Consider the following 14,668-nt stretch of genomic DNA (forward strand, 5'->3'; position numbering starts at 1 on the left):
GATGAGTGGACCGGACCCCAGGTGGCAGCAGCCAGGCCAGGGTTCCTCGGACCCGACGATGGCCGGGTCGCCCTGGCAGCAGCAGCCGGGCGGTCAGGACGCGACCTGGCATGCGCAGTCATATCCGGCCGCGGAGTACCCGGGTTACCAACAGCAGGCTGAGACCGCCTATCCGCAGTACTCCCAGCCCGGTTACGACCCCAACTCGGCAGCCACCCAGTACGGCGCGGCCCCGCAGTACGGTCAGACGCCGCAGTACGGCCAGCCGGCCCAGCAGTACGGCCAGACCCCCCAGTACGGTCAGCCGGGTCAGCCCGGCCAGTACGGCCAGCCGGGGCAATACCCGGGGCAGGCGCCGTACGTCCAGCCCGGGGCGGGCCGCAAGCGCTCCAAAGGGTTCATTTTCGGTGTGGTCGGCGGGATCGCGGCGCTGTTCCTCGTCGTCATCGGGATACTCGGCTTCGTCGTGCCCGGGTTTTTCATCACCACCGAGCTGGACGTCAGCAAGGCCAACTCCGGTGTGCAGCAGATCCTGACCGACGAAACCAACGGTTACGGCGCTAAGAACGTCAAAGACGTCAAGTGCAACAACGGCGCCAACCCGAAGGTGAAGAAGGGCGGCACCTTCGACTGCACTGTCAGCATCGACGGCGCGTCCAAGCACGTCACGGTGACGTTCCAGGACGACAAGGGCACCTACGAGGTCGGCCGCCCTCAGTAGGTCTAGAGCGCGTCGAGCGCTTTCTGCAGTCGCGAGATCGAGGAGCCCACGCCGTAACGGCTGGCCAATTCCGCTGTGCGCTTGGGGTTCGCAGCGTGCAGCGGCAGCGTGTCTGTCGGCGTCGACAACGTGACGGGTGCGTCGGTGGCCACCCGCACCACGGCGCCGGCGGCCTCGATGTAGTCGGCGGCGGCGCGCAGCTTGGCCCGCAGTCCTTTGGCCATCTTGGACTTGGGGTCGTCGGCCGCGGACAGGATCTGCTCCAGCGAGCCGTGCTGACCCAGTAGGGTGGCCGCCGTCTTCTCCCCGACTCCCGGCACACCGGGCAGGCCGTCGGACGGGTCGCCGCGCAGCAGCGCCAGTTCGGCGTAGGCGGGGCCGGCCCGATCCACCGGCACCCCGTACTGTTCGGCCACTTCCTTCGGCCCGAACAAGGACGCTTTCGCCAGACCCCGGCCCAGGTAGAGCACCCGGACCGGGACGGGATCGTCGGACACCACCTGCAGTAGGTCGCGGTCTCCACTGACCACCACCACCGGATCGTCTTTCTCCGCGGCGGCCAGGGTGCCCAGCACGTCGTCGGCCTCGAAGCCGGGTGCGCCCGCGGTAGGGATACCGAACGCGTCGAGTAACTCCATGATCATCTCGACCTGCGGCGACAGCTCGTCGGGCACTTCCTCGATGTCGGGTTGGCCCGCGGGTTCTTCCTCGGCGACCCGGTGCGCTTTGTACGACGGGATGAGGTCGACCCGGAATTGTGGGCGCCAGTCCAGGTCCAGGCACACCGCCAGCCGGCCCGGCTTCTGCTGGCCTATCACCACGGCCATCGAGTCGATGAAGCCCCGAACGGCGTTGACGGGCCGTCCGTCCGGAGATTTGATCGATGACGGCACCCCGAAGAACGAGCGAAACCACATGCTGGCACCGTCCAGCAGCACAAGGGGAGCGGGCATGCGGACCATACTGCCAGGTGGGCCGGATAGCCTGGCTGCCATGAACTCCCATCGATTCGACGCTGCGGTCTATGCGCGGCGGCTGGAGGCCGCCGCTGAGTTGGCTGCCCGGGCCGGTCTGGCCGGTCTGGTGATCACTCCGGGTTATGACCTGCGATATCTGCTGGGCTCGCGCGCGGAGACCTTTGAGCGACTGACGGCTCTGGTGCTGCCCGCGGACGGCGACCCGACGGTGGTGTTGCCGCGGCTGGAGCTCGCATCGTTGAAGGATTCGGCCGCAGTGGAATTGGGGCTGCGGGTGCGGGACTGGGTCGACGGGGAGAGCCCGTATGAGTTGGTGGCCACCGCGTTGGGTGATGTCGCGGCGGCCGCGGCGGTGGCGGACTCCATGCCGGCGTTGCATCTGCTGCCGCTGGCCGAAGCGCTGGGTGTGATGCCGGTGCTGGCCACTGACGTGTTACGCGAGCTGCGAATGGTCAAGGAGGAAGCGGAGATCGACGCGCTGGTTAAGGCGGGTGAGGCGATCGACCGGGTGCATGCTCGTGTTCCTTCGATGCTGGTCCCAGGCCGCACCGAGGCCGACGTCGCCGCTGATATCTCCAAAGCAATTGTCGCCGAAGGCCATTCCGATGTCGCGTTCATCATCGTCGGATCGGGCCCGCACGGCGCCGACCCGCATCACGGGTATTCAGATCGCGAGTTGGCGGCGGGGGACATCGTGGTGGTCGACATCGGCGGCACTTACGAGCCCGGGTATCACTCCGATTCGACCCGCACCTACAGCATTGGTGAGCCGAGTGCGGAAGTGGCGCAACAATATTCGCTGCTACAGCGGGCGCAACGCGCGGCTTTCGACGTAGTCCGCCCGGGAGTGACGGCCGAGCAGGTAGACGCTGCCGCACGAGATGTGTTGGCGGAAGCCGGACTTGGTGACTATTTCGTGCACCGCACCGGGCACGGCATCGGACTGAGCGTGCACGAAGAGCCCTACATCGTCGCACGCAATTCTTTGCCTCTGAGGGCGGGGATGGCGTTTTCGATTGAGCCGGGTATCTATTTCCCGGGCCGGTGGGGTGCCCGCATCGAGGACATTGTGGTGGTGACCGACGACGGCGCGGTTTCGGTCAACAACCGGCCGCACGATTTGATCGTGGTGCCGGTCGATTGAGTGCTGGGCTGATGCTCGTCAGCCGGCATTGGACGCCCTTGTTCGTTGCGGACTACCCCGGCGTGGGCTCGGACTTGCAGGCCACGAACCACGCGAGGTGGTAGTTGGCGGCTGTCTTGTCGCCGGCGATGAGCGCATCGAGCGCTGCCAGCAGCTGCCAGTTGCCGACATCGTGGCGGTCGACGCGACCGGGGTAGCTGTCGAGCACCTTGGTGCTGATCGCGTCCAGGTGCTCTTGCAGAAGGTCGATCTCGGAGTCCAACACGCCGGTGCCCGCGCAGGCTGCTTTGGCTAACGTATGCGCCAGGCGCGGTAGGCCGTCGCGCCACTGGGTGGCCTGTGTCAGCTGCCAGCCGAATTCCTTTATCTCCGTGGTGGATCGGGGTCGCGGCGAGGTCGCCGTCGCTGGGATGTCGTCCTCATCCGGCAGTTGGTGGATCGGTGCGTAACTGGCGGTGACGGCAACCTCACCGAGCAGGGATTCCAGGGTGCCGCGCCGGCGGGCCGGTTGCAGCAGCTTTACCGCAGCCGGCAGATCGATGCCCGGCGGCACCCATCCGCAAGCCAAATCCGTTGTCAAAAGGGTGGTTCCGTCGGGACGTTCCCCAGCGGCCCAGGCGAGACGAGGTTGCTGGCGGGCAACGGCGTTGACCAAGCGTTGCAGGCGCGCCTTGGCGGTTGCGTTGGCTGAGGCCTCGCCCGCGGCGGCGCCGGTGGCGGTTGCGGCGACGGCGTGCGCGGCCACGTGCGTTCCCGACGACGGTGGCGGGGGAGTCGACGTGGGCGTCTGACGCACGACGGTGGGCTGCCCAGTGCCGGACTGGCCGGATGCAGGGCTGACGGGCGCCGATGCCGGCGTGCCCGGTACCGGTGGTGGCGGGCTTGGCGGCGCCGGAGGAGTCAAGGTTGTCGAAATCGGGGGCCGCAGATCCGCGCCGTATGACGGAAGCGAGCCGACTGCCGGCGGTGCGACGGCGGGCGCGATAGGCGGCGGTGCAGCGGCGACAGTCTGCGGGGCCGGTGGTGTGGCCTCGGGAGCGGGCGCGTGATGAACAGGTGCCGGCGAATCAGTCACCGGCAGATGCAATTGCGGTGTGGATACGGCTGCTGGGGTCGTCGGTATCGGGTGGGCGATCTGCGGTTCGGTCGAGGTGGTCGCGGCGTGCGGCAGCGAGGGGGCGGCGGCGGAGAAAGGTGCGCCGGACTCGAGGCCTCGGTTGAAGCTCTGTGCTAGTTCGGATGGGGTGAGTTGCGGTGGTATGGCGACACTTGTTGGCAGCTCCTGTAACGGCGAACTTGGCGGCTTAGGCATGGAGACTGTCGGAGCAGTCGGCACCATGGAATTGGTCGGTGGTGGAGTTACGGATGGCGCCCGACCTTGGAACGGGTGACTTGCGACAGCTTGGGTTTGTGGTCCCTGTCCTGAAGGGTTTGCCGCAGCCGTCGCACTAGCGGCCATGGATGGGTGCGAATTTGTCGGCAATGAATTGTATGGACGAGCGTGACTGCCGTGCGGTGAAGTGCCTACTCCGGCGGTTGCCGCGAGCCGGTCAGTGCTTCCTTGCTGTGGTAACGGAGGTGCCGAAGGGTTCTTAAAATTCGAGAGCTGGCCCAACGGTGATGTGGGATTATTGAGCGCGGCGTGTACTCGCGCGTTCAGTTCTGACTCGTCATCCGGTTGGCGGAACATTTCCTCGAGATTCGCGCCCTGTGTTCGCGCATAATCGCGCGCGGATTGACCGCGCCCTTCTCCGTCGAGAATTCGCTGAATCGCATCTAAGATGCTAGCACCGGCCTTTGCCGCAGCGAGGTTTGCCAGCGCTCGATATCGATGTATCGCGGCGATAATCTGAGTTTGTTTCGTAGAGGAATCGGCTTTCGAGTTCTGGATGGCTTTAATCTCCTGATTGCCCTCGGCGGCTAGAGCGGTAAGCTCTTGTCGAAGAGTTTCAATGCTCTCAAGAGCGGTAGCGTATGCCCTTTGTTTAGTACCATTCTTTTCCGAAACATACTGCGCGAGATGTTCACCGAAGCGAAATTTTTCACGGAGATCGTCAGCCGTTAGCCCATGTTGAGGCGCGAGCGGGCCCCGCTGTGCATTACGCAACTGGTCAGCAAAAAGATGAAACGCCGCTTCCGTGTTCGTGCGATGGAGGCCTGCGTCCGCGAGTGCTGCGACATCTCCGGAGTCTGGCCATTGGTCGCCGACAAGGATTGCTGTCCATTCGCCAGGAGGTAAATCAGTCACTGTAGCCGAATCTCCTCATTTGCAGAGACCTTCGACGGTCGTTGTTGCTTCGTCACCGGAATGCACGGAGGAATTTATATCAGCCTCAGGAGAGTCGCCCAGAAGTTTGATCGCAAGTTGTTGGTACGCGTTCGAAAGCTTGTGAACCTCCCTCACGAGGTCCGGCGGAGTTGCTGGCTCATTTTCGAGAGTTGTTGAAAGATAACTGCTGCCCGCGAGGAGCGCCTGACGAGCGTTTACAGCTGAGGCAAGCTGCGTCGTATAGTCGGAGCCCTTGTCGCGTGAACTCGTAGCTGCAATTGCTCTACTTACCATGCCGTATGCAGCGCACACCTTCGCTTTCGCGTCCGCAATCTGCTGACTCGTGTACGTCGGTGGCGCAGGCGGATGGTACTGGGGGATCGGGCGCAACCATGCGCCCACGGCGACGCCGATCGCTACGAGAGCGAGTCCCAGTGACGCAAGTGCTGGCAATTGCGACGACCGGCGCGGCGGTCCAACCGGTGGCCAGGGTGTAGGCGAGGGCTGCGGAGCAGGCTGAGTCGACACGGGTGGATCGTATCGTTGATCCGCAAATTCGCCAGTCGCCCTTTGCTGACATACTCAGAATTGCATGTCAAACAGCAGTTTCGGACTGAACATAATTTGCGCCACTAACCCGCCGCGCACGGAACGGCTACGAGTCGCCGTCGCCGTCCGCACGCTTCTTATCCGGCAGCACAATCCGTCGTGTCGCCACACCGGCCAATCGCGTGGCTGCCTGCTCTTCGTTGGCGGGGAACTTGGCCAGCGCCTCATTGGTTTTCGCTTCGCGCTCGGCGTGCCCGGCCTGGGCCTCGCCGTTGTCGGCGGCATCGCCAGCGTTGGCCGCCGCACCCAACGCCCGGAGTAACTGGCTTATCGCCGAGCTGCCCGTTGCCAGCTGGTCAGACGTGATCATCGGCGGCGCCGGGACCCCGAGCAGCTGCGAAAGCTGGTCGAGGATGATCCTCAGCTGATCGCCGTCCCCGCCGCTCATAGCACCCTTTCAACTGTTACTGCCGCACCCGGCGCAGATGAACTCCCCCTCCACACCGGACCGCGCAGAAAGCGCCCACCTGCGACGCTCTAGCTTCCGTCGCAATTGTTTCGTGAGATCATGCTGAAGGCTCAACACGCTGTCGTAGGCCATGCGATATGCGGACGCTTTAATGGTGTTCTTTTCTGCGACTCGCTGAACAGCTTTTTCTCCGTGGCGAAAAGCGTTGCGAAGATCTTCGGCGGTTAAACCGCGTTGATTACTAAACGGTCCTGTCTGAGCGGCGCGTAGGAGAGTGACAAAGTGAGTGAAGCTAGATTCTAGCGCTTCGCGGTTATTCCTTCCGATATTGAGTGCTGTAAGATCCTGATCGGTGGGCCATTGGTCTCCGATAATTAAATACGACCACCTACCTGGGGGAAACTCAGTCATTGGCACAATTTCTCAATTACCGATGTAGTTTCATCTCCATCTCTTAAACTCGACGCCATTTCGGCATTTGTCTGACCATTGAGATAATTCATGGCATAACCCTGGAACAGAACTGCAAGCTTGTGAATCGCTGATGCTAGGTCTGGTGCCACAGCCGGTTCGTCGGCAAGTGTAGTAAGAAGGTACTGACTGCCCGCGATTAGCGATTGTCGTGCACCGACCGCCACGGTCAACTCAGCCGTCGGGTCTGGCCCCAGATCCCGGGCCATGTTAATTCCTACTGCACTATGGACGCTTCCGTACGCAGCGCACACCTTCGCTTTCGCGTCCGCAATCTGCTGACTCGTGTACGTCGGTGGCGCAGGCGGATGGTACTGCGGGATCGGGCGCAACCATGCGCCCACGGCGACGCCGATCGCTACGAGAGCGAGTCCCAGCGACGCAAGCGGGAGCAATCGCGACGGCCGGCGCGGCGAAGGCCCAACCGGAGGCCAGGGCATAGGCGAGGGCTGCGGTGGAGGCAGAGTCGACACGCGTGGATCGTATCTTTGATCCGCGCATCCGCCAGTCACTCTTTGCTGGTCGGTGCTGAATCTGCCAGTTGAGCAAGGAATCTAAGGGCGGGTTGAAAGTTTGCCGACCGCCCGCCGCCCGCTACCGGCCCGCCCGCAGCCCGCCGCATGCGTTAACCCTGCGAGTCGCCGTCGCCTCCGCACGCTTCAATTTTCTTGGTTTCCTTCTGCCGCAAGGGCAGTCAAGTCTTGTCGTAAAGCAACGATACTTTCATGCGCAGTACCATAAAATCGTTCTTTGGCTGCATTCCTGCTCGCCACGTCCCGCGCGTATCTCTCCCTTATTAACCGATCTGCGTAGATCGTCTGCAGTAAGTCCTCGCTGTTCTGCTAATGGAATGTCTTGTGCTGTTTTTAGAACATCCGAAAAAAATGTGTAAATGCTTCGCGTGTATTAGCCGCGGTTAACCTTACATTGGGACATTACTTCTAGATCTTAATCATCAGGGCGCTGATCGCCGTTGAGCAATCGTGACCATTTACCTGGTGGGAAGGTCACTTGCACATCTCACTGAGTCTGGATGCAGACCTATCGACTTCTTTACGTGTTGACGTAAGTTCAGGATCGTTAGCCTCGGACATATACTGCAACGCCAATTGCTGATAGTGGTCGGCAAGCGTTCGTGTTTCCTCGGCGAGGTCATGCGGTGTCGCCGGCTCTTGCCCCAGGATTTTCAACAAATACTGTCCACTGTCAAAAAGTGCAATCCGCGCATTTGCGGCCAACCCGAGTTGCGTGGCTGGGTCGTCGTCCCCGTTTCTCCCGGTATTAGCCATCACGGCGTGGTCTGCCTTACCGTATGCAGCGCACACCTTCGCTTTCGCGTCCGCAATCTGCTGACTCGTGTACGTCGGTGGCGCAGGCGGATGGTACTGCGGGATCGGGCGCAACCATGCGCCCACGGCGACGCCGATCGCTACGAGAGCGAGTCCCAGTGACGCAAGCGGGAGCAATCGCGACGGCCGGCGCGGCGGTGGTCCAACCGGAGGCCAGGGCATAGGCGAGGGCTGCGGTGGAGGCAGAGTCGACACGCGTGGATCGTATCTTTGATCCGCGCATCCGCCAGTCACCCTTTGCTCGTCGGTGCCGAATCTGCCAGTTGAGCAAGGAATCTAAGGGCGGGTTGAAAGTTTGCCGACCGCCCGCCGCCCGCTGCTGGCCCGCCCGCAGCCCCGCACGCGTTAACCCTGCGAGTGGAACATCCATCATTTGCACAGGCTTTCGATATTGGATGCTGTTTCATTTCCGACCTGAGTAATGGATTGCATCTGGACCTCAGTCTTGCCATTCAAATAATCGATGGTTAATTCCTGGTAGATATCAGTAATCTTTGATATTTTTGCCGCGAGGCCACTAGGAGTGGCTGGTTCCGAGCCCAGAACCGTTCTGAGATACTGACTGCCGGCCAATAATGCTTGCCGCCCATTAATAGCAAACGCTAGTTTAGAAGTGGGATCAGTGCCTACGTCGCGAGAAGCACTCGCCTCGATTGCACTATGGACGCTCCCGTATGCAGCGCACACCTTTGCTTTCGCGTCCGCAATCTGCTGACTCGTGTACGTCGGCGGTGTAGGCGGATGGTACTGCGGGATTGGGCGCAACCATGCGCCCACGGCGACGCCGATCGCTACGAGAGCGAGTCCCAGCGACGCAAGCGGGAGCAATCGCGACGGCCGGCGCGGCGAAGGCCCAACCGGAGGCCAGGGCATAGGCGGAGGCTGCGGAGCAGGCTGAGTCGACACGTGTGGATCGTATCTTTGATCCGCAAATCCGCCAGTCACGCTTTGCTGGTCGGTGCCGAATCGGCCAGTTGAGCAACGAATCTAACGATCGCATCCGGTGAATAACTGGGACAATTTGTGCTAGCTTTGCGGCGTCAGGTTCTTTCGATTCTTGAATGGTCTTAATTTCGCTGTTACCCTGTTCGGCTAAAGCGGCTAACGCTTCTCGAAGACATTGCACGCTGTTCTGCGCGATATCATACGCCGACTCCTTCACGGCGTTCTTCTCTCCAGTATGACGAGCCCGCTTTTCTCCGTCGCGAAATTTATGACGAAGATCATCGACAGTTATCCCACGCTGCTCAGCCAAAAATTGCTTCTGTGCACTACTCAACGCATCTGCGAACTGCAGAAATGAATTTCTACAAGCTTTACGGTTATTTCTTGCCTGTTGGACAACGGTTATTTCGTGATCACTCGGCCATTGATCGCCAACGAGGATCAAGGACCATTCACCTGGTGGAAAACTCGTCACTTACACAACCCATCAATTTGCGATGAAAGTTTGTCGACTGAACGTCGCAGCGTGTCAACGTCCGAATCGCGGGCATCCGCTAAGTAGCTGATCACTAGCTCTTGATAATCGTCAGCCAATCCGCGTGCCGCCGTCGCCAGATCAGGCGGAGTGGCAGGTTCTTTAGCAAGCGTTGAGAGGAGGTATTGTCCACCGACTTCGAGAGCTTGTCGCGAACTGGTGGCGACTGCAAGGCTAGCGGTAGGATCGAAGCCGCCGTCGTGGGCGTTTACTGCTGCAAAGGCAGCATGCACTTTCCCGTATGCAGCGCACACTTTCGCTTTCGCGTCCGCAATCTGCTGACTCGTGTACGTCGGTGGCGCAGGCGGATGGTACTGCGGGATTGGGTGCAACCATGCGCCCACCTGAGTTAGGACATTTTGCTTAGTGCCCCGGTTGGGGGATGTTGAGGCTGGCCAGAATTTGTCGCTGGGGCTCGGGGACCTCGGGTGGGAATGTCTCGGTGGTCCCGTTGATGGCGATGGTTGCTGAGCGAAGGGGCCGCAGCTGCTTGATGACGTTGGCGATGGCCAGGCCGGTGCGTTCCTGGATGTTGTGGGCCACGGCCAGGGCGGTGACGACGATCGTGAGGTGGGCTTCGATGGCGTCGCGGGTGCGGTGGAACATCGGTCGGGCGCGAAGGTCGCTCTTGGACATGCGAAATGACCGTTCCACTCGCCACAACTCGTAGTAGTGGGCGATCACTTCTCCACGCGGGCGGCAGTGGTGGGGATCGTTGGTGACGTATCCTTGCGGGGCCGACCAGCGATTGCGCGCGGTGCGGGCGAGCCTCATCGAGCACGCGGTCTCCGGCAGCGGTCTTGGCAAGCGAGTGGATTTGGCGACACGGTCACCGTTGATCACCGCCCGCGCACGAGATTCTTGGGCGTAGAGATGTCTTCTGGTCGCGGCGTGCCCGTTTGGCGACTACGACCAGATCTCGCCCGCCAGGCGTTGGTGTGTTCGTCGGGATCCCAGACTGGCTCCAGCGCGGTGCGTCCGCCGTTGACGGTGCTGTTGGCGTGCCGAGGGCTGACAGTGTCGATGATCTGCCCGTCAGTGAAAGCGTCGCCATGCCAATGGAAATGCGACTCCAGATCGCCGGGCGCTTTGGTCATCCGCGATCCGACGATGAACCCCAGCCCGGCCTCATCCAACGCGGCCAGGTTCGACGCCGACAGCATGCCGGCATCAGCGGCGATCACCATCGGCGTGTCACCGAGATCATGGCGGGCGGCGAACGCGGTAACGACCGGGATCAGCGTGGTGGTCTCGGCGGTGTTTCCCTCGAAACAGCCGATCTCCAAAGGGAATCCGCTGCGGTCGACCAACAGCCCGACAACGATTTGAGGATCGACACGACGCTCCTTGGAGATATGCCGAGCTCGGCATAATTCCAATTATCAGGTCGTGATTATGCCGTCCGGTGCCGGCGTGGCGATTCTCATTTGCAGGTCGACGGAGGTTTCGGGGGCGGTTCGCGCGGCGCATAATCGTGCTCCGTGCTGCTGGTCGTCAGGAGTGTTGGAGGAAGTTGATGAGGTCATCGGCTGGCCGGTAGCGGCCGGGGTGGTGTTCGGTCCGCTGACGCGGCTCAGGGCGCTTTCGTTCTTTGACGGTGTCGGCGTGCAGATAGATGAGTTTGACCGGGCTTTGGTGGCCGAGCCACAGGGCGATGACGGAGGTGTCGATGCCGGCATGCAGCAGCGCCATCGCCGCGGTGTGACGCAGCGTGTGCGGAGTGACGCGCTTGGCGGCGATCGATGGGCATGTATGGGCCGCTGCGGCAGCATGTTTGGTGACGAGCCGTTGAACCGCGTCTGCCGACATCGGTGTCGTGCGTTGGGTCGGAAAGGCTGGACTGCTGGCAGCAGTACCGGCCTCCTGGCGTAAACGCAGGACGGTCGTGGTGGGTTTGGTCAGCGAATTGTGCACGTTCTTTTCGGCCTTTTCCGGTGGTGTGCACGGCGGCTCCCGGTGTCGTGGTGATGACATCGCTGATGCTCAGCGTGGTGATCTCTGAGACCCGAAGGCCGGTCGTGACGGCGGTGAGCAGCAGCGCGTGGTCGCGTCCGGCCGTACCAGGTGGTTCGGTCAGCGCGGCCAGGGAAGCATCAGTCTCGGTGCTGGTCAGATACGACACGGTCGCCTGGTTATGGCGGCGTTGCGGGATCGCCAAGATCTGACTGGCCGTGTGAGCGCATTCTGGGGTCAGCGGCAGCGCATAGCGGTAGAACGAATGGATCGCGGCCAGTCGTGCATTGCGGGTTGCGGTGCTGTTGTGGCGTTCGGTGTCAAGGTAATTCAGGAAAGCTCCGATCATCGTGGCGTCGAGATCATCGAGTGTCGGCTGCGCCGGAGATCGCTTGGTCTGGCCGGCGGTGAAGAGGTCAGCAGGAGTTGAAGGTGTGTCCCGGTAGGCCGCGATGGTCTGTGGACTGGCCTGCAGGTGGCGCATCAGCCGGTCGATGAAGAACCCTTGCAGCAGCGAACTCAGCGTCGGGGTGGTCATGGCGCCGGCTTTGCGGCAGAGGTTTGGGCGGCGTTGTCGAGGCGGTCGGCGGCAAGGGTGAGCAGTTCGGGCACTGCCTGCAGATACCAGTAGGTCGAGGCGGGATCGACGTGGCCGAGCCAGGTTGACAGCAGTGGCAGTCGCGCTTGAACGTCGTGGCCGTCGCGGTACCAGTGGATATATTGGTCACCGCGAGAAGGTGTGGCACCAGATCGTGCAGGCGGACTGGCCGGTGCCCCGGCGCGGTGGCGCCGGCGGCCGCGACGTCCTCCCACGGAAGGTGGCATTGAGCCGGTCCGGAGATATCGGTGCGCGCCGGGTGTTGAGGAAAACCGTTGCGCTGCTGTGTGTGCCGGCCCTGACCCATGCTTGGCGGGCCTGTAGGTAGTCGGCGATCACGGTGGCGGTGCTCGGGTGGATGAACACCAGCCGGGACTTGCCGAACTTCGTCTCCAGCACTTGAATCACTCCGCCGGCCAGGTTGACGTCGCTGACGGCCAGCCGACACGCTTCGCCCGGGCGTAGCCCGGTGGCGGCCAGCAGCCCGATCATTGTTCGCCACGTCAGCGCCTTGAACGCTGGCTCCAGGATGCCTGTCGCGGCCAGCAGCGCGCAGGTATCGTTCTGGCTGAGAATATTTGGCGGCTTGGGCCGGTAGCGTCGCGGCCGGTGCTCTTCGGCTGGGATCTGGGTGAGCGGATCCAACGCATGCTGGTATCGGGCGAAGATCCGCACCGCGTCCAGTCGGCGAGCTATCAACGCGTCGCTGACCGGGACCTTGATCGGGGTGGTGGCCCATTGGACTGCGAGGTCGTTGTGGACCCGGTGGCTCCACGTGCTCATAAGAACTCGACGAAACTCCACAGCAGCTTGCTCAGGCCTTCAGTTTTAGATCCCAGCGCCCGGCGGGTCGCTAGGTAGTCAGTGACGTTCTCGCGCAATGTCTTCATGACCGTGCCCCCGGCCATGGGCGCGCCATGCCTTGACCGGCATCGGGATCTGTCTTCGCGGTGATCGTCGGCCAGGGCCGGGCCAAGGGCCGCAATGCGACGTCATCGACCTTGGCGTAGATGGCGGTGGAGCGCGCGCTGCGGTGGCGCAGCACCTGACTCACCTCCGGCAGTGAGGCCCCACAGCGCAGCATCTGCGTGGCCAGCGTGTGACGAAAACGGTGCGCGTTGATGCGCTCCAGCCCAGCGTCTCGGCACGCCGCGGCCACCAGGTGAGCGATCACTGCGGTCGATATCGGACGCCCTGCGGGCTTGACGGTAGTGAACACCGATCGCGTCGCGCAGGCCGGCCTGCCGTCGACCAGCCACGCCGCGATCGCCTCACCGGGTTCCGATGGCGACCGTGCTCACGTGGTTGCCTTTGCCGACGTGTCAGTTCTCCCTGCCCGCCCAGTGATATCGTCGAGACCCAGAGCGGCGATCTCGCTGCCCGCGGGCAAATTGACCAGCAGATTGCGTCGCCGATTGGTAGCAGTCCAGCAGTGACGCGACGCGACACCCAGGAGATGCTCAAGATCTGCAGCCGGTACTGCCTTGGAAGCGACGCCAAATGCCAGGCCGCCGACACTGGAACCGCCCCCGACAGATCGGCCGATATACGGCCGGTCGCGTGAAACATCGCAGGAAGGAACGCACCGACCGCGCCATCGACTTCGCCGAAGATTCCGTTATTGCGGTCACTGCAGGACTCGACCATGAACTCGAGTGACCATGCCGGCATCAGAAAGCACCTCGAGACCTCGGGCTGAGCCCAACATCCCGAGGAACTGCACCGCCCGCCTTGCTGAATTTGCTCACCGTCACTGGCATAAACCCCGCTGACGGTCCAGCCACTGCTCGTACTCGATGAGCAAGTCATCGATCCACGCCGGGCGATCACCGGCATCGATACTGCGTGTGCGATCCATAGGTTTCTCCTCCTGATAGGCAAATCAATGCCATCAGGAAGGCTGTCTCGCGCAGCACGATTATGCCGCGCGAACCGCCCCCGAAACCTCCGTCGACCTGCACGAGAATCGCCACGCCGGCACCGGGATCGGCATAATCACGACCTCGGGATAATTGGAATACCCGACCTTGCGCAGGTCGTCCTCATTCTCGGCCTCGAAATACAGGGTGGTGACGTCATAGAGCAGAAGGCTCCAGCCCGCCCCGATCGAGGCGTGGGTGAAGCATTCGGCCGCGATCTGCTCCCGGTAGTTGCCGGTGTTGACCTTGGCGAGATGCCGTTGAACCGTCCTGTAGGACACGGTGTCTGCACCGAGGTCAGCGAGTACTCGGGCAGCGTCGACCTTGCTAGTGGGCTCGACGATCCGGGCGATCAGCAAGTCCCGAAACACCGAGTCCTCGACCACATCGAAGCCCAGCCAGTCATAAACCGTGCCGAGCACGTCGTAGAGCAACCGCGAATGTGTGGCCGCGGTACGCCCGGCCGGCACCGGAGCACCCTTGGACACGCCTGGCGACAAGGACAAGGTGCTTGAGCGCCAGTCGACGCCATCGATGGACTGGGTCCCGAGCGGCACCTCGATATCGAGAACGCCTTCGATCCTCGGCCGCGATACGGCGACCTGCTCAAGCAAATCGAGCTGAGCATCGGGTGGCGCCGATCCCATGCGCCAGGATTGACTGACCTCGATGTTTCCGCACGACCTGCACCGCCACCGCGCCCGAGGCCGTGCGCACCTTCCGCACGTACGCCACCGCCCGAAACTACCCGCTTAGTGCTGACGGGGCA

At 62.4% G+C, this 14,668-nt stretch carries 11 protein-coding genes and 3 pseudogenes; 3 read left to right on the plus strand and 11 right to left on the minus strand.

The features are described from left to right. Position 1 precedes the first annotated feature (1 nt). A complete protein-coding gene (locus L6444_RS12970) occupies positions 2 to 721 on the plus strand; it encodes a DUF4333 domain-containing protein (RefSeq protein WP_236983103.1) in 720 nt (239 codons plus the stop codon). 2 nt (positions 722 to 723) lie between these two features. Here the strand turns inward: L6444_RS12970 and L6444_RS12975 are convergent, their stop codons facing one another. Next, a complete protein-coding gene (locus tag L6444_RS12975; protein ID WP_236983105.1) occupies positions 724 to 1,674 on the minus strand; it encodes a 5'-3' exonuclease in 951 nt (316 codons plus the stop codon). 40 nt (positions 1,675 to 1,714) lie between these two features. On the opposite strand from L6444_RS12975, the gene L6444_RS12980 reads away from it, so the two are divergent. Further along, complete coding sequence (locus L6444_RS12980; RefSeq protein ID WP_236983107.1) at positions 1,715 to 2,842, plus strand: M24 family metallopeptidase; 1,128 nt, start codon at positions 1,715 to 1,717, stop codon at positions 2,840 to 2,842. A 52-nt stretch (positions 2,843 to 2,894) separates the two neighbouring features. On the opposite strand, the gene L6444_RS12985 is transcribed toward L6444_RS12980, so the two are convergent. The 6 genes and pseudogenes from L6444_RS12985 to L6444_RS13010 form a co-directional block, all read right to left on the minus strand. Next, complete coding sequence (locus tag L6444_RS12985; protein ID WP_236983109.1) at positions 2,895 to 3,638, minus strand: DUF5632 domain-containing protein; 744 nt, start codon at positions 3,636 to 3,638, stop codon at positions 2,895 to 2,897. A gap of 2,128 nt (positions 3,639 to 5,766) precedes the next feature. Next, complete coding sequence (locus tag L6444_RS12990; RefSeq protein ID WP_236983112.1) at positions 5,767 to 6,108, minus strand: hypothetical protein; 342 nt, start codon at positions 6,106 to 6,108, stop codon at positions 5,767 to 5,769. Between the two features lie 428 nt (positions 6,109 to 6,536). Beyond that, the gene (locus L6444_RS12995; RefSeq protein ID WP_236983113.1) at positions 6,537 to 6,809 is read right to left on the minus strand and encodes a hypothetical protein; all 273 of its coding nucleotides are present in this window, start codon (positions 6,807 to 6,809) and stop codon (positions 6,537 to 6,539) included. Between the two features lie 2,556 nt (positions 6,810 to 9,365). Further along, positions 9,366 to 9,773 (minus strand): hypothetical protein, encoded by a 408-nt coding sequence (locus L6444_RS13000; protein ID WP_236983115.1) that lies wholly within the window; start codon positions 9,771 to 9,773, stop codon positions 9,366 to 9,368. Positions 9,774 to 9,792: 19 nt separating this feature from the next. Then, positions 9,793 to 10,781 (minus strand): annotated as a pseudogene (locus L6444_RS13005) (IS1634 family transposase); the annotation flags it as partial. Between the two features lie 142 nt (positions 10,782 to 10,923). Continuing rightward, entirely contained in the window at positions 10,924 to 11,343 is a 420-nt protein-coding gene (locus tag L6444_RS13010) for a tyrosine-type recombinase/integrase (RefSeq protein ID WP_236983118.1), read from the minus strand. A 20-nt stretch (positions 11,344 to 11,363) separates the two neighbouring features. On the opposite strand from L6444_RS13010, the gene L6444_RS13015 reads away from it, so the two are divergent. Next, positions 11,364 to 11,594, plus strand: a complete 231-nt coding sequence (locus tag L6444_RS13015) for a hypothetical protein (RefSeq protein WP_236983120.1) — start codon at positions 11,364 to 11,366, stop codon at positions 11,592 to 11,594. 95 nt (positions 11,595 to 11,689) lie between these two features. On the opposite strand, the pseudogene L6444_RS30595 reads toward L6444_RS13015, so the two are convergent. The 4 genes and pseudogenes from L6444_RS30595 to L6444_RS13030 all read right to left on the minus strand — a co-directional run. Next, positions 11,690 to 11,920 (minus strand): annotated as a pseudogene (locus tag L6444_RS30595) (integrase); the annotation flags it as partial. Between the two features lie 186 nt (positions 11,921 to 12,106). Beyond that, entirely contained in the window at positions 12,107 to 12,763 is a 657-nt protein-coding gene (locus L6444_RS13020) for a tyrosine-type recombinase/integrase (protein ID WP_236983122.1), read from the minus strand. A 103-nt stretch (positions 12,764 to 12,866) separates the two neighbouring features. Then, the gene (locus tag L6444_RS13025) at positions 12,867 to 13,247 is read right to left on the minus strand and encodes a tyrosine-type recombinase/integrase (RefSeq protein ID WP_459551935.1); all 381 of its coding nucleotides are present in this window, start codon (positions 13,245 to 13,247) and stop codon (positions 12,867 to 12,869) included. 726 nt (positions 13,248 to 13,973) lie between these two features. Beyond that, a pseudogene (locus L6444_RS13030) lies at positions 13,974 to 14,634 on the minus strand (IS1634 family transposase); the annotation flags it as partial. Positions 14,635 to 14,668: the final 34 nt, after the last annotated feature.

It is taken from the genome of Mycobacterium kiyosense (assembly GCA_021654635.1).
Taxonomy (GTDB): Bacteria; Actinomycetota; Actinomycetes; order Mycobacteriales; family Mycobacteriaceae; genus Mycobacterium; species Mycobacterium kiyosense.

What these genes read in the sequence shown, in the direction of transcription:
- L6444_RS12990 (WP_236983112.1), bottom strand. Translation starts at nt 6,108, where the DNA reads ATGAGCGGCGGGGACGGCGATCAGCTGAGGATCATCCTCGACCAGCTT.
- L6444_RS12975 (WP_236983105.1), bottom strand. Translation starts at nt 1,674, where the DNA reads ATGCCCGCTCCCCTTGTGCTGCTGGACGGTGCCAGCATGTGGTTTCGC.
- L6444_RS12970 (WP_236983103.1), top strand. Translation starts at nt 2, where the DNA reads ATGAGTGGACCGGACCCCAGGTGGCAGCAGCCAGGCCAGGGTTCCTCG.
- L6444_RS12995 (WP_236983113.1), bottom strand. Translation starts at nt 6,809, where the DNA reads ATGGCCCGGGATCTGGGGCCAGACCCGACGGCTGAGTTGACCGTGGCG.
- L6444_RS12980 (WP_236983107.1), top strand. Translation starts at nt 1,715, where the DNA reads ATGAACTCCCATCGATTCGACGCTGCGGTCTATGCGCGGCGGCTGGAG.
- L6444_RS13020 (WP_236983122.1), bottom strand. Translation starts at nt 12,763, where the DNA reads ATGAGCACGTGGAGCCACCGGGTCCACAACGACCTCGCAGTCCAATGG.